General features: G+C 41.1%; 18 protein-coding genes and 2 tRNA genes. All 20 read right to left on the reverse strand.

Annotation, left to right across the window (positions count from 1 at the left end; genetic code table 11):
- Positions 1–22: 22 nt before the first annotated feature.
- The 20 genes from HF881_RS01820 to parE all read right to left on the reverse strand — a co-directional run bounded on the left by HF881_RS01820 (position 23) and on the right by parE (position 20529).
- Positions 23–1420 (reverse strand): amino acid permease, encoded by a 1398-nt coding sequence (locus tag HF881_RS01820; RefSeq protein WP_169446201.1) that lies wholly within the window; start codon positions 1418–1420, stop codon positions 23–25.
- Between the two features lie 125 nt (positions 1421–1545).
- Positions 1546–2958: a Fe-S cluster assembly protein SufB gene (gene sufB, locus HF881_RS01825; RefSeq protein WP_000797062.1), complete on the reverse strand. Its 1413-nt coding sequence runs from the start codon at positions 2956–2958 to the stop codon at positions 1546–1548.
- Positions 2959–3015: 57 nt separating this feature from the next.
- Positions 3016–3456: a Fe-S cluster assembly sulfur transfer protein SufU gene (gene sufU / locus HF881_RS01830; RefSeq protein ID WP_169446202.1), complete on the reverse strand. Its 441-nt coding sequence runs from the start codon at positions 3454–3456 to the stop codon at positions 3016–3018.
- The gene (locus tag HF881_RS01835; protein WP_169446203.1) at positions 3443–4669 is read right to left on the reverse strand and encodes a cysteine desulfurase; all 1227 of its coding nucleotides are present in this window, start codon (positions 4667–4669) and stop codon (positions 3443–3445) included. The genes sufU and HF881_RS01835 overlap by 14 nt, the downstream gene beginning before the upstream one ends.
- A 10-nt stretch (positions 4670–4679) precedes the next feature.
- A complete protein-coding gene (sufD, locus tag HF881_RS01840) occupies positions 4680–5942 on the reverse strand; it encodes a Fe-S cluster assembly protein SufD (protein ID WP_169446204.1) in 1263 nt (420 codons plus the stop codon).
- A gap of 27 nt (positions 5943–5969) precedes the next feature.
- A complete protein-coding gene (gene sufC, locus HF881_RS01845; RefSeq protein WP_000114489.1) occupies positions 5970–6740 on the reverse strand; it encodes a Fe-S cluster assembly ATPase SufC in 771 nt (256 codons plus the stop codon).
- Positions 6741–6890: 150 nt separating this feature from the next.
- Positions 6891–7085 carry a DUF3272 domain-containing protein gene (locus HF881_RS01850; protein ID WP_169446205.1) on the reverse strand — a complete coding sequence of 65 codons (195 nt, stop codon included), beginning with the start codon at positions 7083–7085 and terminating at the stop codon, positions 6891–6893.
- A 27-nt stretch (positions 7086–7112) separates the two neighbouring features.
- A complete protein-coding gene (gene dnaX, locus HF881_RS01855) occupies positions 7113–8771 on the reverse strand; it encodes a DNA polymerase III subunit gamma/tau (RefSeq protein ID WP_169446206.1) in 1659 nt (552 codons plus the stop codon).
- On the reverse strand, positions 8771–9268 hold the full coding sequence (locus tag HF881_RS01860; RefSeq protein ID WP_169446207.1) for a GAF domain-containing protein: 498 nt from the start codon (positions 9266–9268) through the stop codon (positions 8771–8773). Before HF881_RS01860 ends, dnaX begins: the two co-directional genes overlap by 1 nt.
- Positions 9269–9350: 82 nt before the next feature.
- A complete protein-coding gene (gene rpsA, locus HF881_RS01865) occupies positions 9351–10553 on the reverse strand; it encodes a 30S ribosomal protein S1 (protein ID WP_169446208.1) in 1203 nt (400 codons plus the stop codon).
- Positions 10554–10714: 161 nt separating this feature from the next.
- Positions 10715–10786 (reverse strand) — tRNA-Gln (locus tag HF881_RS01870).
- 9 nt (positions 10787–10795) lie between these two features.
- Positions 10796–10876: transfer RNA gene (locus HF881_RS01875), tRNA-Tyr, on the reverse strand.
- A gap of 49 nt (positions 10877–10925) precedes the next feature.
- Positions 10926–11156 (reverse strand): DUF2969 domain-containing protein, encoded by a 231-nt coding sequence (locus tag HF881_RS01880; RefSeq protein WP_169446209.1) that lies wholly within the window; start codon positions 11154–11156, stop codon positions 10926–10928.
- Positions 11157–11268: 112 nt separating this feature from the next.
- Positions 11269–12306, reverse strand: coding sequence for a branched-chain amino acid aminotransferase (locus HF881_RS01885; protein WP_345890217.1), 1038 nt, complete (start codon positions 12304–12306; stop codon positions 11269–11271).
- A 115-nt stretch (positions 12307–12421) separates the two neighbouring features.
- Positions 12422–14902, reverse strand: a complete 2481-nt coding sequence (parC, locus tag HF881_RS01890) for a DNA topoisomerase IV subunit A (RefSeq protein ID WP_169446211.1) — start codon at positions 14900–14902, stop codon at positions 12422–12424.
- Positions 14903–14955: 53 nt separating this feature from the next.
- Positions 14956–15690 (reverse strand): type II CAAX endopeptidase family protein, encoded by a 735-nt coding sequence (locus HF881_RS01895; protein WP_169446212.1) that lies wholly within the window; start codon positions 15688–15690, stop codon positions 14956–14958.
- Positions 15671–16540: an aminoglycoside 6-adenylyltransferase gene (locus HF881_RS01900; protein ID WP_169446213.1), complete on the reverse strand. Its 870-nt coding sequence runs from the start codon at positions 16538–16540 to the stop codon at positions 15671–15673. Before HF881_RS01900 ends, HF881_RS01895 begins: the two co-directional genes overlap by 20 nt.
- Entirely contained in the window at positions 16530–17042 is a 513-nt protein-coding gene (locus HF881_RS01905) for a hypothetical protein (RefSeq protein ID WP_169446603.1), read from the reverse strand. The genes HF881_RS01900 and HF881_RS01905 overlap by 11 nt, the downstream gene beginning before the upstream one ends.
- A gap of 237 nt (positions 17043–17279) precedes the next feature.
- A complete protein-coding gene (locus HF881_RS01910) occupies positions 17280–18527 on the reverse strand; it encodes an SEC-C domain-containing protein (RefSeq protein WP_169446214.1) in 1248 nt (415 codons plus the stop codon).
- A gap of 52 nt (positions 18528–18579) precedes the next feature.
- A complete protein-coding gene (gene parE, locus HF881_RS01915; RefSeq protein WP_169446215.1) occupies positions 18580–20529 on the reverse strand; it encodes a DNA topoisomerase IV subunit B in 1950 nt (649 codons plus the stop codon).
- Between the last annotated feature and the right edge of the window lie 26 nt (positions 20530–20555).

Genomic DNA, 20555 nt, shown 5'->3' on the forward strand with positions numbered 1-20555 from the left:
AAAAGCTGGGAATTCCCAGCTTTTATTCTTCTTCAGAAAGTGTAGAGTGACGATAGCCATAAGTAAAGTAAATCACTAGTCCAACCAACAAAGCAAGTCCAAAGGCAATCCATGTTTCCTTGCTATACTGAAGCATAAAGGAAAGACAGATAAGAATAGAAAGGATTGGCAAAAGCGGCACTAAAGGAGTTTTGAATTCTCCTTCTTTTGGCATGCCCTTATCCTTTCTGAGCTTGATAATACCGTAGGCAAGCAAAATGAGATAAGCTAGCGTACAGATATTTAAAAAGGCAGCGATACTGGCTAGCGGAAAGACTCCTGCTGCAATGGCTGAAGCAACTCCTGTTAAGATGGTCGCATTCTTTGGAACTCGGCTGCTTTTACTTAGTTGTTTAAAACTTCGAGGTAATAGCCCATCACGTGCTAGGCTGTAAATCATTCGAGACAGAGCGTAGGTCATGGAAATACATACGGTTATCAGGGTTAGAATGGCTACCAGTGAAACATAGTTGGCTGCCCAGCCTATTCCGATACTACGTAATGAAAATGCTACTGCATCGTCCACATTGAGTTGGCTATAGTGAACAATCCCAGTCAATACTATTGTTACCAAGGCATAGAGAATGGTGACAATTGTCAGAGAAAGCACAATTCCGCGAGGAATATTTTTTTGCGGACTTTGAATTTCATCAACCGCCATGGAAATAGACTCAAAACCGAGAAAACCGAAGAACATCAAAGATGCACCCGCCATAATCCCAGTACTTCCACCATATAGTTGACCAAAACCAAATGGAGCAAAATTCGACCAATTTTCAGGTTTGATATACCAAATGCCAACTAGGATAAATAAGGCAAGAGCTGAGAATTTCAAGACCACTAAAAGCGAATTAAAGCGTAAGGCTGCCTTGGAATTTAATAAAACCAATCCTGTTACCAAAGCAAGCACCAAAATAGGTAAAAGGTCGATATAGGTGCCTTGTTCGGGGTTAAAAGTACCATTTAAGGCTTGGGGCATGGAAATACCATAATTACTGAGTAAGCCCTTAAAATAAGCTGCCCAACCAGACGCCACACCTGAAACAGCTGTCATAAATTCCATGATGGTCAACCAGCCAGCAATCCATGCTGGTAATTCTCCTAAAATCGCATAGAGATAACTATACGCACCCCCAGTTGCAGGCACACGCGAGGCAAATTCTGCGAAAAAGAGAGCTGATAAAGAAACACATAGGGCAGAAATCACGATGGAAACCACTAGTGATGGACCAGCTAGTGTAGCTGCTGCTGTTCCTGTAATGGTGAAAATCCCTGTCCCCACCATGGCACCAATCCCTAGAAGAATCAAATCCCACAATTTCAAATGGCGATGCATCTCTGTCTGTCTCAGACTAACATCCTTGGTTCTAAAAATATTCATACTTCATCTCCACTAAATGTAATTGTTTTATTTTACCATATCAAAGCACTTTTGTGAATATTTATTAGGTTCTTTTTTGAAAAAAATCTGAACAGAAAGGATTCCTGTTCAGATTTTGCATATTCTTATCCGACTGAACCTTCCATTTCATAGCTAATCAAGCGGTTCAGCTCAACTGCGTATTCCATTGGAAGTTCTTTGGTGAAGGGCTCGACAAATCCCATGACAATCATCTCTGTTGCCTCAGATTCTGACAATCCACGACTCATGAGGTAATAGAGTTGTTCTTCCGAAATCTTAGATACCTTGGCTTCGTGTTCCAAAGCAACTTGCGAGTTGTGGATTTCATTAAATGGAATGGTGTCTGACGCTGATAAGTCATCCATGATAATGGTATCACACTCGATGTGAGAAACAGATTTCTTAGAGTTCTTGTTGAAAGTTACTTGTCCACGGTAGTCCACCTTTCCTCCGCCTTTAGCGATGGATTTAGACACGATAGAGGAGCTTGTGTGTGGAGCGTTGTGGATCATCTTGGCACCCGTATCTTGGTGTTGCCCTGCATTGGCAAAGGCGATCGAGAGCATGGTACCACGGGCCCCTTCTCCATCCAGATAAACAGATGGGTATTTCATGGTTGTTTTAGCACCCAAGTTACCATCAATCCACTCAACAGTCGCATCTTTCAAAGCTTTGGCACGTTTCGTTACCAAGTTATAAACGTTGTCAGACCAGTTTTGGATGGTTGTATAACGCATATAAGCTCCGTCCAAGGCAAAGATTTCTACAATGGCAGCGTGCAAGCTGTTACTTGAATATGTTGGTGCTGTACATCCTTCTACGTAGTGGACACTTGCTCCCTCATCAACGATAATTAAGGTACGTTCAAACTGACCAGTATTTTCATTGTTGATACGGAAGTATGTTTGAAGCGGAATGTCTACCTTGACTCCTTTTGGTACATAGATAAAGGTTCCACCAGACCATACTGCTGAGTTAAGGGCTGCCAACTTGTTATCAGTCGGCGGTACCAACTTCGCAAAGTATTGTTTAAACAAGTCTGGGTATTCCTTGAGGGCAGAATCCGTATCTGTAAAGATAATTCCTAACTTCTCAAATTCTTCTTTCATGTTATGATAAACCACTTCCGACTCGTACTGGGCAGAGGCTCCTGCTAGATAAGCACGCTCAGCTTCAGGAATCCCTATACGTTCAAAGGTTTCTTTGATTTTTTCAGGAACGTCATCCCAAGAACGGGCTGGTTTGTCAGATGGTTTTTGGTAGTAGATCAAATCATCAAAGTCAATCTCTGACAAGTCCGCTCCCCAAGTTTGCATAGGCATTTTCTTGAAGGTTTCATAAGATTTCAAACGGAATTCCAACATCCACTCTGGCTCACCCTTGGCAGCAGATAATTCACGAATAACACCTTCGTTGAGTCCTTTTCCTGTCGATAGGACAGGCTCTACATCATCATGGAAACCAAATTTATATTCACCAAGGTCAATTGGTTTTGGTTCTACTCTTTCTTCAGCCATAATATCCTTTCTTTCATTCTTCATTTTTAATGATTTATAAGACAAAAGAAACTTGTCTTACTGTTTTTCTTGATCTTCAATTGTTTTCTTAAGGGCATTCCAAGCTAGGGTTGCACACTTAATTCGTTGCGGGAATTTGGCAACACCTGATAAGAAGGCTGTATCACCTAGTTGGTCTTGACGCTCATCCTTTTGACCTTGAACCATTTCAGAAAAGATGGTTGCAAGTTCTAGAATTTCTTGCTTGGTCTTCCCTAAAACAGCATCTGTCATCATACTAGCAGAGGCAGTTGAAATCGTGCATCCTGAATTTAGAAAAGCAATATCTTCTAAACGGTCCTCTGCATCAAACTTGACAGAGAGGTTGATGACATCCCCACAGGTCGGATTGTTGAGACTGATTTGCTCAGCATCATCCAACTTCCCTTGGTGATGTGGATTTTTCGAATGGTCTGCCACCACTGCCATATAAAGGCTATCTAATTTAGAAAGTGCCATTGAAAAACTCCTTTGTCTTTTGTAGGGCATCGACTAACTTGTCACAATCTGCCTTAGTATTGTAGATATAAAAACTTGCACGAGCTGTTGCTGGAACTTCCAAATACTGGAGCAAGGGTTGCGCACAGTGGTGACCTGCACGAACAGCCACTCCTTCATAATCCAGAGCCGTCGCAAGATCGTGAGGATGAAGATCTCCTAAGTTAAAGGCAATGACACCTGACCGTTGAGCCAAGTCTTGCGAACCGTAAATGGTCAATCCCTCAACTGCCTGCAATTTTGGATAGACGTATGCAATCAATTCTTGTTCATGGGCTTCGATTGCATCCATGCCAATATTTTCTAGGTAATCCACTGCTGTTGCAAGTCCAATAGCACCTGCCATATTGGGTGTCCCAGCCTCAAATTTCCAAGGCAATTCCTTCCAACTAGCAGATTGCTCATAGACGAAATCAATCATCTCGCCGCCAAATTCAAGAGGTGACATTTGTTCCAGGTACTTCTCTTTGCCGTAAAGGACACCGATACCAGTCGGACCAGCCATCTTGTGACCTGAAAAGGCAAAGAAGTCTACATCCAAGTCCTGGACATCAATCTTCATATGGGGTGTAGATTGAGCACCATCCACCACCATGATGGCTCCAACTTGGTGGGCCATTTGAGTGATTTCTTTGATTGGATTGACCACTCCAAGAACATTGGAGGCCTGAGCTAGGGAGACAAATTTGACTCTATCAGTCAATTTAGCTCGCAAGTCATCCATATCCAGAGCTCCATCCTTGAGATAGACATAGACAAGCTCAGCTCCAGTCTTACGGCAGGCTTCCTGCCATGGAATGATATTGGAATGGTGTTCCATGACAGAAATCAAGACCTGGTCTCCCTCAGTCAGGATTTCCTCAGCGAAGCGTGCCACCCAGTTAAGACTGGTTGTCGTTCCTCTGGTAAAGAGAACTTCCTTTGTAGAGCCTGCATTGATAAACTTACGAATGGTTTCACGAGCAGCTTCATAAGAAGCTGTTGCTCGCTCAGCCAAGGTATGGACACCACGGTGAACATTGGCATTGTCCTGCTCATAGTAGTGATTAATTGCTTCCAGAACAGCTAATGGTTTTTGTGTTGTCGCAGCATTGTCCAGATAGACCAGAGGTTCATCGTTAACAATCTGGTCTAAAATCGGAAAATCCTTGCGAATCGCTTCTACATCTAACATAGGCTTCCCCTTAGCGTTTTGACAATTTTTCTTCGATGGTTGCAATCATTTCATCACGAACTTCCTTGACTGGAATCTCCACGATAACAGAGCCAAGGAAACCACGAACAACCAAACGCTCTGCAGTTGCCTTGTCCAAGCCACGGCTCATGAGGTAGTACATGTCTTCTGGATCTACCTGACCGATAGAAGCCGCGTGGCCTGCAGTAACGTCATTTTCATCAATCAAAAGAATTGGGTTGGCATCTGAACGAGCTTGGTCTGAAAGCATGAGAACACGACTTTCTTGTTGGGCATCTGCTCCCTTAGCTCCCTTGATGATGTGACCGATACCGTTGAAGGTCAAGGTTGCTTTTTCAAGAATAACCCCATGTTGGAGAATATTTCCGATTGAGTTGCAACCGTAGTTTGTTACGCGAGTATCAATCCCTTGCACCTGACGGCCACTTGAAAGAGCTACGACTTTAAGGTCAGCATGGCTACCATTCCCAATCAAGTCGCTATCAAAGTCCGCAACGACATTCCCTTCGTTCATGACACCGATTGCCCAGTCAATACTTGCATCATTGCCCAACTTACCACGACGGCTGATGTAGGCAGTGACATTTTCTCCTAGACGGTCGATAGCTGAAAATTTCACTTGTGCGCCAGAGCGAGCGATGACTTCTACAGTGATATTGGCAGTTGCCTTAGTACTACCTCCGCCACGTGATTCTAAACGCTCCAGATAACTAATCTTAGAATTTTTACCAGCAATAATCATAATATGCTTGTTAAACGGCACATCGCTGTCGCTATCTTGGTAGAAAATCCCTTCGATTGGTTCAGCAATTTCAACATTATCAGGAATGTAGAGAACAGCGCCACTATTAAAGTAAGCTGTGTGATAAGCTGCCAACTTGTCATCGTCGTATTTAACTGATGACATGAAGAACTCCTCAATAAGCTCTGGAATTTCTTCTAAAGCTGAGTGGAAGTCTGTGAAAACAACACCCTGTTCAGCTAACTCAACTGGAATTTGTTCAAAAACAGTTTGGGTGCCTACTTGAACCAATTTCAAGTGATTGTCTAGAGCTGTGAAATCTGGAACATTTGCTGATGGTTCGCTTTCTGTAATGGTTCCATCTCCCAGATTCCAACGGTGAAATTTCACACGCTCGATAACTGGTAATTCCAAACTCTCAATCTTATCAAAAGCTTTTTGACGAAGGTCAGCTAACCAGCTTGGTTCAGCGTGCATTTCTGAAAAAAGTTTAATAGTTTCTTTAGTCATTTACTTCTCCTAAAAGATACGAGGGAATTACAATTCTTCCTTGTAGTCATAGCCAAGTTCTTCAGCTAGTTTAGCGTATCCTTCACGTTCCAAACGGGCAGCCAATTCTGGACCACCAGAAAGGACAACACGACCTTCCATCATCACGTGTACCACGTCTGGTGTGATGTAGTTCAAGAGACGTTGGTAGTGAGTAATGATCATGGCACCAAAGCCTTCACCACGCATGGCATTGACACCTTTTGATACGACTTTAAGAGCGTCAATATCAAGACCTGAGTCAATCTCATCAAGAAGAGCGAAAGTTGGTTCCAACATCAAGAGTTGAAGAATTTCATTGCGTTTTTTCTCACCACCAGAGAAGCCTTCGTTAAGGTAACGCTCTGCCATTTCTTCTTTCATGTTGAGCAATTCCATTTTTTCGTCTAGTTTAGTGATGAACTCACGAACTGAAATCTTTTCATCGTCTTCTTTACCAGCATTCATAGCTGCACGAAGAAATTCTGCATTGGTAATTCCAGGAATTTCAGACGGATATTGCATAGCAAGGAAAAGTCCCATGCGCGCACGCTCGTCCACTTCCAACTCAAGAATGTTTACGCCATCAAACAAGACCTCACCTTTTGTGACTTCGTAGTTAGGATTCCCCATGATAGCAGCAGAAAGAGTCGATTTACCAGTACCATTTGGTCCCATGATAGCTGCGATTTCTCCTGTTTTCAGAGTCAGATTGACCCCTTTTAAAATTTCTTTTCCTTCAATCTCAACGTGAAGATCTTTGATCTCTAATACTGACATGATAATTCCTTTCTTTTTCAAACATTTTGCTCAATACTTTAGGAAATTGCTTACAATCCCTAAAAAATAGGACAAAAGGTCAATAAATATACTCTACTAGTATAACAAAAAAAAGCCTAAAAGGCTTTGATTTTGTCCAGAAGCTAAGGGCTAGTCCTTGCGGTTTAAATGTTGATCAATGGCGTCTATGATTTTCCCCATCACGTAACTTAACCTAAAATTTCGAAAGAGTAGAATGGCCCAAAAAGCTGCCATAATGTAGCGACCAGTCATCCAAGCTTCATTGAAAAAATAAGTCTCAGCAGCCGTGAATAACGCTATAATGATAAATTGTTGTCTATTCATAAGATTATTGTATCATGAAATCCACTTTTAGTCTTCTTCAACCATAACTTTATCAGCCAGAAATTCAAATCCTTCTGGAATCAGACTCTCTTCTTCCACCTCTTGATCAGCTTGAGAAGACTTGTTTTTAGCTGAAAATGCTGCTCGAACCTCTTTCCATTCCTCTAGGGAAATAGCCAGAATCTCAGGTGAAAATCCAGCTGCCTGGCTGAGAATATTGCCAAACATGGTATTGAGGTTATCACGTTTCATGGTTTGACCAGCATTGAAATTAGACTCAAAGGCTAAAATAGCATGGTGTTCATTGGCCGCAACTGGTTGAGAACCTACGAGAAGAGCCTTATCAGGTCCAGCTAAACTTTCAATCACTTCTCCCCACGCATTTTGGAGGCGAATCAAGTTTTGTCGTGCCAAATCAGGATTTTCGACAGCTTCTTGCAGGATAGACTGAACTTTGTTGCGATCCACTCGATAGACTGTCTTGGAAGGGGCTGGACGACTAGGAACTGCCACAACTGGTTTAGGAGCTGTGCCCGCATTGGCAAGTTCTTGTTTGAGACGGGCGACTTCCTGTCTCAGTGCAGAAATTTCACTTTCAACAGCTCCTGAAAGCAAAGATTCAGGCTTGATTTCCGCTAAACGAATGGTCATCATCTCAGCGTAAATCTTAGGTTGCAAGCTGGCCTTCATATCTGCTAGACTCACTGTCGCTAGACGAATCATTTCAAAGAGACTTTTCTGAGAAAGAGCGAGATTGTCCATAAAAACTGGACTATGATGAGTATTTTCACCACCTGTCTGAACAACCAGTAAATCACGCAAATACTGCAAGAGATCCGTCACAAACCGAGTCATGCTTTTGCCATTTTCAAACAAAAGATTCAAAGAATCTAGCGCTTTTGGGACATCCTGTTGGGACAAAGCAGCCACATAGTCATCTAGAGCTGATAGACTAATAGTGCCTGTAATCTCCTCAGAAATAGCTGTAGTTAAAGCATTCCCTTGTGTCAAACTCAAGGCTTGGTCCAAAATTGACAAGGCATCCCGCATACCACCTTCAGCTCGTCTGGCAATGATTTCCACTGCCTCTGGTTCAGAACTGATATTCTCTTTTGACAAAATGGTTTGGATATGGTTCTTAATATCTTGCGTTCTAATCGATTTAAACTCAAAACGTTGGACGCGCGATAAAATAGTTGCTGGAATCTTGTGCAATTCGGTGGTCGCTAAAATAAAGACAACATTTTGAGTTGGTTCTTCTAGAGTCTTCAAAAGCGCATTAAAAGCTCCTGTAGACAACATATGAACCTCGTCTATGATATAGACCTTATAACGTGCCAAACTAGGAGCATAGGTGGATTTATCACGAATTTCTCGGATTTCATCAACTCCGTTATTCGAAGCCGCATCCATTTCGATAACATCTTCTAAGCTACCTTCTGTCACAGCCTGACAGATATAGCAGTTATTACATGGTTCTCCGTCTACCTGGTTTGGACAGTTCATTGCCTTGGCAAAAATCTTGGCTACACTGGTTTTCCCAGTTCCACGAGGGCCTGAGAAAAGATAAGCATGACTAATCTTTTCCTGCTCGACTGCCTGTTTTAGGGTTTTAGCCACAACCTCTTGTCCGACCAATTGTGAAAAAGTTTGGCTTCTATATTTTCGATAAAGTGCTTGATACATTAGGCTTTCTCCTCAAACATTGTAAAGTTCCATTCTGTCTTCTCAAGCAAAATAGCGACAAATTGTTCCAAGTAATCACGGTCAATGGCATTGTAATCATCAATAAGTGAAGAATCCAGGTCTAAGACACCCAGAAATCGACCATTCTTGAGCATGGGAACTACGATTTCACTCTTGGCCATACTATCACAAGAAATGTAGTTTGGATAGGTGCTCACATCGCCAACTAAAACAGTCTCTTGAAACTCAGCAGCTTCTCCACACACGCCTTTTCCAAGCGGAATGCGAATACAAGAAACACCACCCTGAAAAGGCCCTAAAACTAACTCGCTACCATCAAACAGATAAAATCCTGCAAATACAGTATTGGGAAAGCGAGATTTTAGGAGGGCACTAGCATTCGAAAGATTAGCAAGAACATTGCTCTCACCGTCAAGCAAATAAGAGAGTTCCTCATTTAACAATTGATATTGTGATTGTTTTTCTGAATCTAACATAGAACTATTATATCAAAAATGGGAAAGAGACAAAAGAAAAATCCCTTGTTTTAAACAAAGGATTTTGTGATTAACAATCTGATTAAAGTTCGATATCACCGAACAAGTCAGCCATTGAGAATCCTGTTTGTGTTTCTGGAAGTTCGAAATCACGTTTTTCTTGACGTTTTGGACGACGTGGACGAGCAGCACGTTTTTCTTCTTTTTGTCCTTCTTCTTGAGCTGGACGTTCTTCAAGAGCTTTGATAGAAAGTGATACGCGTTCTGCGTCAGCGTTAACATCAAGGACTTTAACAGTAACTTCTTGACCAACAGTAAGAGCTTCTTTTGGATTTTCGATACGTTTGTGTGAAATTTGTGATACGTGAACAAGTCCATCAATACCTGGCAACACTTCAACAAATGCACCAAAGTCAGTCAAACGTTTAACTGTTCCTTCTACTACATCACCTTTAGCCAATTTTTGCTCAACACCGTCCCATGGTCCAGGTGTTGTTGCTTTAAGTGAAAGTGATACGCGTCCTTCTTCTTCGTTAAGATCAAGGATCTTCACTTCAATTTCTTCACCAACAGTTACAACTGATTTAGGTGATACGTTACGTTCATGTGACAATTCAGTCAAGTGAACCAATCCGTCAACACCACCAAGGTCGATGAAAGCACCAAAGCTTGTGATACGAGCAACTTTACCAGTTACTACATCACCAACAACCAATTTACCGAACACTTCAGCACGAGCTGCTGCAGTAGCTGCTTCAACAACTTCACGACGTGAAAGGATGAAGCGGTTTTCTTTAGGATCAACTTCTTTGATTTTAGCATCAAATTCTTGACCTACGAAACGCTCAGTGTTACGTACGAAACGAGTGTCCAACATTGAAGCTGGGATGAATCCACGAACACCCTCAAATTCTACTGAAAGTCCACCTTTAACGGCACGAGTTCCTTTAACAGTAACAACTTCTTCTTCGCGTCCTACAAGTTTGTCCCATGCTTTGCGAGCTTCAAGGCGTTTTTTAGATACAAGGTATGTAACTGTATCAGTATCTTTACCAACTACTTGACGAAGTACAAGAACATCCAATACTTCTCCTACTTTCACAAAGTCATTGATATCTGCATCGCGATCGTTTGTCAATTCGCGAAGAGTCAAGACACCTTCAACACCAGTCCCAGAGATTGCAACGTTAGCTTGAGTCGCATCAACTGTCAATACTTCAGCACTAACAACATCACCAGGCTCAACTTGGCTAACGCTATTTAGCAAATCTTCAAATTCGTTCATCTAAAAAATCCTCCAACAATCAAGTTTTTCCAAACTTGACATACTTATAATTTTTTTCCTAAGCACCCGCAAGAACATGTCCGTATTGTTCACGTCTTTCAATATAAAAATAAAATACCCTAAGATATTTTTCTTTTTATCTTGAATTTATTACCTAAGAACTGGGGTAGCTGGATTCGAACCAACGCATGAGGGAGTCAAAGTCCCTTGCCTTACCGCTTGGCTATACCCCAATGATGAGATGGAGAGAGAGGGATTCGAACCCCCGAACCCGAAGGAGCGGATTTACAGTCCGCCGCGTTTAGCCTCTTCGCTATCTCTCCAATGCTTAACAAAAACTATTATATCATGAAATTTTCAAAAAAACAAGCATTATTTTGTTAAATTATAGTTTTCAATCAAAATTTCCACAGCTTTTTCAAGTTTTTTATAAAAATTATCGACATTTCCATTCTTTATGATGACAAATTGGTTATCTAATTCGGCAATTTCGCCAATGACCTTTTTCCCGATTGTCAAAACGTAGCCTTCATAACTGTCTTTTCCAACAGTCACTTTAGCATCTGTCAATTGAATTTCAATTTTCTTATCTTTTTTACTCATACTGTACCTCTTTTCACTTTTTCTATTGTACAAGAAAAAGCTCAAACTAGCAAGAAAAAACTCCATTTCAGCCATTACAACTGCTATGGAGTTCTTCTTTACTTCGTGTCTTTTAGTCCACTTTGACAATCCATCCCTCTGGTGCTTCCACATCACCAAATTGGATACCGGTCAATTCATCGTAGAGTTTACGTGTTACAGGCCCTACTTCTGTTTCACTATAGAAAACATGGAAATCGTCACCGTGTTGGATTCCCCCAATTGGAGAAATAACCGCTGCTGTTCCACAAGCACCTGCCTCTACAAAACGATCCAGATTGTCGATTGGGACATCGCCTTCGATAGGTGTCAAGCCCAAGCGGTGTTCTGCCAAGTAAAGCAAGGAGTACTTGGTAATAGACGGCAAGATTGACGGGCTTAATGGCGTAACAAATTCATTGTCTGCCGTGATTCCAAAGAAGTTGGCTGATCCGACTTCTTCAATCTTTGTATGTGTAGATGGGTCTAGGTAGATAACGTCAGAAAAGTTGCGAGACTTGGCCATTTTACCTGGTAGAAGACTGGCAGCATAGTTCCCACCTACCTTAGCAGCACCTGTACCATTTGGAGCTGCACGGTCGTATTCATCCTGAATCAAGAAGTTGGTAGGAACCAATCCACCCTTAAAGTAATTTCCAACTGGCATAGCAAAGATGGTGAAAATATACTCTTCTGCTGGTTTAACCCCGATAATATCCCCAACACCAATCAAAAGTGGACGAAGATAAAGGGTTCCACCTGTTCCATATGGTGGGACGTATTCTTCATTTGCACGCACAACTGCTTTACAAGCTTCTACAAACATTTCTGTCGGAACTTGTGGCATCAAGAGGCGGTCGCAGGTACGTTGCAGACGCTTGGCATTTTCATCTGGACGGAAAAGTTGAACACTGCCATCTTTGGTACGGTAGGCTTTTAATCCCTCAAATGCTTGCTGTCCATAGTGAAGACTTGGAGAAGACTCTGAAATATGCAAGGTTGCATCCTCTGTCAATTCTCCCTGATCCCATTGACCATTCTTGTAATGAGCGATATAGCGATAAGGTAATTTCATATAAGAAAATCCAAGATTTTCCCAATCAATTGCAACTGTCATGTGTTTCTCCTTTATACTATTCAAACTATGTGTTCTATTCTACACTTTTCTAGTAAAATTTCAAGTATTATTTGTAATTTTCTGAAAATTTTTTCAACATAAAGAAATCAGCCCTCTGGACTGATTCTTTTTATGAATTTGTTTTGTCCTCTTTAAAGAATTCTTTGAGGTAAGCATCGAAAACTTCCTCATCTGAAATGGTGTCTGAAATAAAGCTTCCATTGCTAGTACGTTCTGACAAGTTCAAATCTTGCAATCGACTCTCATAGATTGTTCCCTTGTTAGATTGGACAAACAAAATTTGGTCGTTTTCTTCTACTTCTGTACTAAAGAGATCACCAACGAAACCTTGCTCTGCAACTGCTCCTGCTAAAAAGACACGGTGCGGTTTGTTCTTCAACTCACGCAAGACTTGTAGACCTCGTTTGGCACGGCTGGTTGCTGGAATTTCCTCAATAGAAACACGTTTCAAACTTCCACGTTGGGTCAAGAGGTAGAAGGATGAGGTATTACAGATAAAGGCTGCCTGAAGCCTATCATCTGCTTTCAGGTTCATAGCCTTGACACCTGCTGCCTTGGCACCAACAACTGGTACTTCTTCGATATTGAAACGAAGGGCATAACCGTTTTGACTAATCAAGAGAACATCATCTAGTTTAATCGGTGCCACTGCTACAATCTGGTCTGTCTCGTCTTTGAGTTTAGCGTACTTAACAGACTTCGACTTGTAGGTCCGCCATGGAGAGAATTCTTTGCGTTCTACACGCTTGATTTGACCAAGGCGAGTTGCTGCAAAGTAGGTTGTCGCATCATCAAACTGATCCACTACTTCTGCATAGAGAATTTCTTCGTTAGTTTCAAAGTTTGTGACAGTTTGGCTCAGATGCTCTCCGATATCCTTCCAACGAATATCTGCCAATTCATGGATTGGTCGATAGATGACATTCCCAAGAGTCGTGAACATCAAGAGGTGCTGGGTTGTCTTGGCAGATTGAACAAAGATTAAACGATCGTCATCACGTTTGCCAATTTCTTCCAGAGTGGAAGCCGCAAAGGAACGAGGACTGGTACGCTTGATGTAACCTGCCTTGGTCACGCTGACATAGGTATCTTCCTCGGCGATCAAACTAGCTGTATCAATCTCGATGACTTTTGCTGTATCTTCTAAAGAACTCAAACGAGGAGTCGCAAATTTTTTCTTGACCTCACGAAGTTCTTTCTTCATGAGATTGTACATAGTCCGCTCGTCACCAATAATCGCCGCCAGCATAGCAATCTTCTCACGCAATTCTGCTTCTTCTTCTTGCAAGACAACCACGTCTGTATTGGTCAAACGGTAAAGTTGCAAGGTAACGATAGCTTCAGCCTGTTCCTCAGTAAACTCATAGCTGACCTTGAGGTTTTCCTTGGCGTCAGCCTTGTTCTCAGAAGCACGGATAAGGGCAATGACTTCGTCCAAAATCGAAATCACGCGAATCAAACCTTCAACGATATGAAGACGTTTCTCAGCCTTTTCCTTATCAAAGCGGGAACGTGCCAAAATCACTTCACGACGGTGGGCAATGTAGCTAGACAGGATTGGAACAATTCCAACCTGACGAGGTGTGAAATTATCAATTGCTACCATGTTGAAGTTGTAGTTAATTTGTAGGTCGGTGTATTTGAAGAGATAGTTGAGGACAAGCTCCGTATTGGCGTCTTTCTTGAGCTCAATAGCGATACGAAGACCGTCACGGTCAGACTCATCACGCACCTCAGCAATCCCTGCAACCTTGTTATTGACACGAACATCATCGATTTTCTTGACCAGATTGGCCTTATTGATTTCATAAGGAATCTCAGTTATAACGATTTGTTCCTTACCACCTTTTAACTTTTCAATCTCAGTTTTAGAGCGAACAACCACGCGCCCTTTTCCAGTTTCATAGGCCTTCTTGATTTCATCACGGCCTTGGATGATCCCTCCAGTCGGGAAATCTGGTCCAGGTAAGAATTCCATGAGTTTATCCACCTTGGCTGTTGGGTGGTCAATCATGTAGACTGTCGCATCGATAACCTCAGACAAATTATGCGGAGGAATATCGGTGGCATAACCAGCCGAAATCCCAGTCGAACCATTGACTAAGAGGTTTGGAAAGGCTGCTGGCAAAACCGTCGGTTCTTTCTCGGTATCGTCAAAGTTCCAAGCAAAGGGAACTGTCTTTTTCTCTATGTCCTGAAGAAGATAACCAGCAATCTCAGACAAACGTGCCTCGGTATAACGCATTGCCGCAGGCGGATCCCCGTCCATAGAACCGTTATTACCGTGCATTTCAACTAGAATCTCACGATTTTTCCAGTCCTGTGACATACGAACCATGGCATCATAGATAGAACTGTCACCGTGTGGGTGGAAATTCCCCATGATGTTCCCGACAGACTTGGCCGACTTACGGTAGTTCTTGTCAAAAGTATTGCCATCCTTATTCATCGAATAAAGAATGCGACGCTGAACCGGCTTCAATCCATCCCGAATGTCTGGCAAAGCCCGATCTTGAATGATGTACTTGGAGTAGCGACCAAATCGCTCTCCCATGATGTCCTCAAGGGACATATTTTGAATGTTAGACATAATAATTCTCTTTTTAGTGTTTTTATTGTAAAGTAAATCTATATTTTATAAATTTAACTGTTTCTTTGTAGGTAGTGAGAAAAGAAGAGCAATCCCACTAATCCTAGAATGAATAAAAGATTAATTTTAATAACAAATAAGCTAAGTAGGGTATTAATTAGGCCGTGAAAAATGGCGCAATAAAGGATCGACTTAGTCTTTTTGAAAACAGCTGCTAGAAGAATACTGAGATAAATTGCAAATAGACTGAATAATATAAAAGGCATCCTACTTTGAGAACTTCCAATCACAAACCATAAAGGTACATGCCATATTGCCCAAATACAACCTGTTATCAAACCGGAAATCCAAAAGGAGAATCTAGTTTCCAAAGTTGGTTGCAAGATGCCTCGCCATCCCAATTCTTCTTCGCCACCATAAACACAGACTGCACTCAAAAAAACAACAAACAAATTTCCTAGTGGAAAAGCCGGATTAAGCTCCTTAGATGAGAAAACAATGACACCTGTCTGCACGAAAATTAGTAAAAGAAATAACAAAATATATTTCTTTGAGTCTCCTAAGATAAAAGAGACTATGCTTTTAATGGATTTTTGAGGCAAACAAGAAATGGCTGCAATGGTTGGACCGAAACCTCCTAGTAAATGGAGAAAAACTCCTAGTGGACTTGTTAGACTTAAGAGGCTCATTTGCGTCAGAAAAGCGAGCAATCCCCAACCAAATCCCCAAGAAATGAGAAAACTAATCAGTAAAAATTTTGTTATCTTATTATTTTGTAAATGTTTCATTTGTTTCGAGTCTCTCCTCAGCATACTGAATCATCTTCTCAGCTGCTTCCCTATCATAGTTAAAGCCCATTTTTTTAGCAAGGCTTTGAGCCTCTTGGTGGAAAAGTTCCATGGTAGCAAATAAAGACTGAGTGACTTTGTCACTACATGAGAAATCAAGCAGATTCGAGAATTCCTTCTCTTTCTCAGCAGACAAATAGTTAAAGAGATACTTGTAGTTCTTGCCGATGTCGACAGTCCCCCTATCACTTGCTACCTGCCAGGCTAAGACCTTCAAGAGTTCTTGTTGACATATACCGTAGAGATGATCAGTGGCATAGAGAACTTGCTTACGACAAATTCCTTTAACCACGTAGGCTGACACCCACCAAAATTCATTGCAGGCTTTTTCAAAATCAATCGGGCTAGCTGGATCCGTCCAGTAACGTTGAGGACTTGTAGTATAGGACTCAAACAAGCCTTTCTCATCTTTCAAAACTGTATAATCGGCCTCACTATCCACCCACTCTTGGATGTGGTCTTTGGGGCAAAGGGTCAAATCAATCCGATTGCCATCTTCAAAAAGCATGAGATAGAGACGACGGTTGCCTAGGATATTATGCTGCTCAATGATACGTGTTCCAAACTGGTCCAACCAAGAAAAGTCACTCGTCAGATTGTCTAAGTCGTCCACAACATAGACTACATCATAGTCTTGAAACTCATCTTTTGGCGCTCTTGTATCAGTTCGTGAACCAGACATGGCGACAGCCTCAATTTGTAAAGTTTCAGCAGTCTGTAAAATCAATCTCAGCATTTGCGCTTCACTTCTATGTTGTCTGCACATATCTTTTATAGAGTTATTTTTCATTGCCGTCTTGCTCCTCTTGTTTTTGGATGCCTCGTATTCTTTTCTTCTCAAGTTCGCCTATTATCAATTGGATAGTTGAACAAATCCCCAAAACGATTAAAACAAAATAAAACAAATTAATATCGTTTCTATGATATATTTGAAAGCTTCTCCATAATACAAAAGTATTTACTAATGAAAGAAGGAAAAGTAAAATAGCATTGAATAGGAGTGTTATAGCGAACTTACTCTTAAAATACCTATAATGTTTTCCAATCCGATAGAGAGTATATAGTGAAAAAACAATCATCAAAGGTGTGAAGGCAAGTGCATAAAATAAGATAAACCCTATTCCTGAGTATGGTTTACTTTCCATTGGTAGATCTAATAGACAGATACAAATAGTGAGGATGTTCAATATAAACAAAGATACTGTGCGAGCACACTCTTTTCTACCTTTATTGGTCATTAAGTCATATATAATTCCAAAAATGGCTAGGAGAACAAGGAAAAAAGGTATCATTAATAACGTAATCAATACTGCACCTCCAATAGTTTTAGCGATTATGTACAGCTTTAAAACTGCTCATCAGAAAAACAATCGTTCATCTTTTGTTCAAAAACTCTCGCTCGTTTTTCTGCCAAATAGAATTTACTCCAAAACGCTCCGTCAGAAATTCTGGTGACCTCACTTTAGCCCTAGTGAGCTTGTCAGAAATTCTGGTGATTTGAAATTTGATGAGTCCAATCTATCCGTTTTTTAAAACAAATCGATTGTTTCCAGTATATTATACACAGTATTGCGTACTTCCTCGTTCTGTTCTCCTTTGACTTGACATAATAGAATATTTGCTTTTAGAAGCCATTCATATTGGCTGTTTTTTAAAAGTTTACCTTTTTCATTAAAAAAACAAATTTCTTTATCTCTCAATTCATCAATAATATCAGGAGAAATTATAATATTTTCTGAACTATCAAAAATGTAATATTTTATAATATTTTCAAAAGAAGCAGTATCTTTTTCGTTCTTATAACCATCATACTTATCATTAAGTAACTTCAGCAATTTATCTTTCAAATAATCATTTTCTTCGTTTGGTACAACACAATAAAAATATGCTGGAAAATCTCTATTTTGTGGGATTAAACCAAAACTGCAGCCTAAATGATTCATAACTCCAGTATCGTTATAAGAAAACTCTGTACAGCCGGCACCACACCACTGAATATCGTTTTTCAATTTATAACCGTATACTTTAAAATGTTCATCAATTTTAGCATCACTTGGTAGAGTATGATTCATTACTTGATCAAATTTAATCTTTAATACATCTAAATTTGTTATATTTGTTTTAGTATTTGCAATTTTTGTTGCATTAGCATAAATGGAATTTCTTTTATTTCTTGTATCTGAAGAAAGTGATTTGCCTACTCCTTTTTCTGAGGCAATCACATCATGGTAATCTATCAAGGCATATTTTTCTTTAGAAAAATGGTATAAAAAGAAACGATAAGCATATAAAAATATATATTGTTTTTCGGTAGGAATGGGTTTAAAAGTTTCTATTGGCGAAAAAATCTGATTGTCATGTTCTTCACAAAAAAGTGGCATAGTTCCAGCATCATTTATATTGACTTCATAAAATAATTCACTATATGATCTAGGATTTTGTAGATTACTAACAATATTTTTTATATCGGTCGAAAAAACCGAATATCCATTATCAGTTTTTCTTGCAATCTGCTTTTCTAATATATTTCTAGGAAAAGTGTGTGATTTAATCGGTTTTCTATCACAGTTGGAATACAGGCACTCTTTTCCTTTAGAATCGAAAAGTTGCTTGACTCTATTCCTATCGTGGGATTGAAGTTGTTTTCTCTCACTTTCTGAAATATCACGAAGATTATTTCGTTTCATTTGTTTTCGTAACTTCTCTATTTTTAAATGGCAATGTTTGTATTTTTTGCCTGAATTGCATGGACATTTATCGTTTCTACCGATAGACACCTCTCCACCTCCTTTCTATAATGTATATTTATTTTTTTATTGCAGCACACTCCTAAAACACCATCTCCCCACTCTCCTCAAGAGTAAACTTAACATTATCCTCAATCCACTTACGGCGTGGTTCGACCTTGTCTCCCATGAGGACATTGACGCGGCGTTCTGCGCGGGCCAGGTCTTCAATCGTGACACGGATGAGGGTACGCGTTTCTGGATTCATAGTTGTTTCCCAGAGCTGGTCCGCATTCATCTCACCAAGCCCCTTATAGCGTTGGAGGGTAGCGCCTTTGCCGAATTGCTTGCGGAGTTCTTCTAGCTCTCCGTCCGTCCAAGCGTAGGCCACTTCTTCTTTCTTGCCTTTTCCTTTGGACATCTTGTAAAGAGGCGGAAGGGCGATATAGACATGTCCTGCTTCAACTAGCGGACGCATATAGCGATAAAAGAAGGTTAAAAGGAGAGTTTGAATGTGGGCACCGTCTGTATCCGCATCGGTCATGATAATGATCTTGTCATAGTTGGCATCCTCAATAGAGAAGTCTGCTCCGACACCCGCGCCGATGGTATAAATCATGGTGTTGATTTCCTCATTTTTGAGGATATCTGCCATCTTGGCCTTGGCTGTATTGATGACCTTACCACGAAGAGGCAATATAGCCTGGAATTTACGGTCACGACCTTGTTTGGCAGATCCACCGGCAGAGTCTCCCTCGACCAGGTAGAGTTCATTTTTTGTAGGGTTTTTAGACTGGGCTGGCGTTAATTTCCCCGACAACAAGCCCTTATCTTTTTTATTTTTCTTGCCATTTCTGCTCTCATCTCGCGCTTTTCGGGCTGCTTCACGCGCATCACGCGCCTTGATGGCCTTGCGAATGAGATTTGAAGCCAGCTCCCCATTTTCCATGAGGAAGAAAGTTAATTTTTCAGCAACAATACTATCCACAATCGGGCGAGCCAGTGGACTGCCTAGTTTGTCCTTGGTCTGACCTTCAAACTGGAGGTGTTCTTCAGGAACTAGGATAGAAAGAACGGCCGCTAGTCCCTCACGATAGTCTGAACCTTCAAGGTTTTTATCTTTTTCCTTGAGAAGTCCTGTCTTACGGGCGTAGTCATTCATGACCTTAGTGATAGCAGACTTGAGTCCCGTCTCATGGGTTCCACCGTCTTTGGTACGGACATTATTGACAAAGGATAGAATGTTATCTGAGAATCCATCATTGTACTGGAGGGCTACTTCCACTTGGAAGCCATTGTCTTCGCCTTCGAAGTAAAGAACTGGTGTCAAGGTTTCCTTGTCTTCATTCAGATAGGAAACAAAGTCCTGAACTCCATTTTCATAGTGAAACTCGATTGCTTCGTCTGTTCGTTTGTCTGTCAAGGACAAGGTCACATTTTTTAAGAGAAATGCTGACTCATTGAGGCGTTCTGAAATGGTGTTATACTTGAAGTCTGTCGTAGAAAAGATAGTCGCATCAGGCATGAAGGTAACCTTAGTACCTGTCTTAGACTTGGGTGCTGTACCAATTTTCTTCAAGGTTGTGACGGGTTTCCCACCGTTTTCAAAACGCTGTCTATAGACTGCACCATCACGGGTAATTTCAACTTCCAACCAGCTTGATAGGGCATTAACGACCGAAGAGCCCACTCCGTGAAGACCACCAGATGTTTTGTAGCCACCTTGACCGAATTTCCCTCCGGCGTGGAGAATGGTAAAGATAACCTCAACGGTTGGAATTCCCATGGCGTGCATCCCAGTCGGCATCCCTCGACCATGATCCTCTACTGTTAAACTGCCGTCTTTATTGATGGTCACATCAATGCGATCACCAAAGCCAGACAAGGCTTCATCGACTGCATTGTCCACGATTTCCCAGACTAGGTGATGGAGACCCGCACCGTCAGTTGATCCGATGTACATCCCCGGACGTTTACGAACCGCATCCAACCCTTCTAGTACCTGAATGGCATCATCATTGTAGTTATTAATATTGATTTCCTTTTTTGACACAAGGAACCTCCTATTTGTTCATCTTT

Origin of the sequence: Streptococcus sp. WB01_FAA12, from assembly GCF_012843315.1 — a bacterium.
Taxonomy (GTDB): Bacteria; Bacillota; Bacilli; order Lactobacillales; family Streptococcaceae; genus Streptococcus.

What these genes read in the sequence shown, in the direction of transcription:
- HF881_RS01880 (WP_169446209.1), bottom strand. Translation starts at nt 11,156, where the DNA reads ATGAGTAAAAAAGATAAGAAAATTGAAATTCAATTGACAGATGCTAAA.
- HF881_RS01860 (WP_169446207.1), bottom strand. Translation starts at nt 9,268, where the DNA reads ATGTTAGATTCAGAAAAACAATCACAATATCAATTGTTAAATGAGGAA.
- sufU (WP_169446202.1), bottom strand. Translation starts at nt 3,456, where the DNA reads ATGGCACTTTCTAAATTAGATAGCCTTTATATGGCAGTGGTGGCAGAC.
- HF881_RS01905 (WP_169446603.1), bottom strand. Translation starts at nt 17,042, where the DNA reads ATGATACCTTTTTTCCTTGTTCTCCTAGCCATTTTTGGAATTATATAT.
- HF881_RS01900 (WP_169446213.1), bottom strand. Translation starts at nt 16,540, where the DNA reads ATGAAAAATAACTCTATAAAAGATATGTGCAGACAACATAGAAGTGAA.
- sufD (WP_169446204.1), bottom strand. Translation starts at nt 5,942, where the DNA reads ATGACTAAAGAAACTATTAAACTTTTTTCAGAAATGCACGCTGAACCA.
- HF881_RS01820 (WP_169446201.1), bottom strand. Translation starts at nt 1,420, where the DNA reads ATGAATATTTTTAGAACCAAGGATGTTAGTCTGAGACAGACAGAGATG.
- rpsA (WP_169446208.1), bottom strand. Translation starts at nt 10,553, where the DNA reads ATGAACGAATTTGAAGATTTGCTAAATAGCGTTAGCCAAGTTGAGCCT.
- sufB (WP_000797062.1), bottom strand. Translation starts at nt 2,958, where the DNA reads ATGGCTGAAGAAAGAGTAGAACCAAAACCAATTGACCTTGGTGAATAT.
- HF881_RS01850 (WP_169446205.1), bottom strand. Translation starts at nt 7,085, where the DNA reads ATGAATAGACAACAATTTATCATTATAGCGTTATTCACGGCTGCTGAG.
- HF881_RS01895 (WP_169446212.1), bottom strand. Translation starts at nt 15,690, where the DNA reads ATGAAACATTTACAAAATAATAAGATAACAAAATTTTTACTGATTAGT.
- parC (WP_169446211.1), bottom strand. Translation starts at nt 14,902, where the DNA reads ATGTCTAACATTCAAAATATGTCCCTTGAGGACATCATGGGAGAGCGA.
- HF881_RS01835 (WP_169446203.1), bottom strand. Translation starts at nt 4,669, where the DNA reads ATGTTAGATGTAGAAGCGATTCGCAAGGATTTTCCGATTTTAGACCAG.
- sufC (WP_000114489.1), bottom strand. Translation starts at nt 6,740, where the DNA reads ATGTCAGTATTAGAGATCAAAGATCTTCACGTTGAGATTGAAGGAAAA.
- dnaX (WP_169446206.1), bottom strand. Translation starts at nt 8,771, where the DNA reads ATGTATCAAGCACTTTATCGAAAATATAGAAGCCAAACTTTTTCACAA.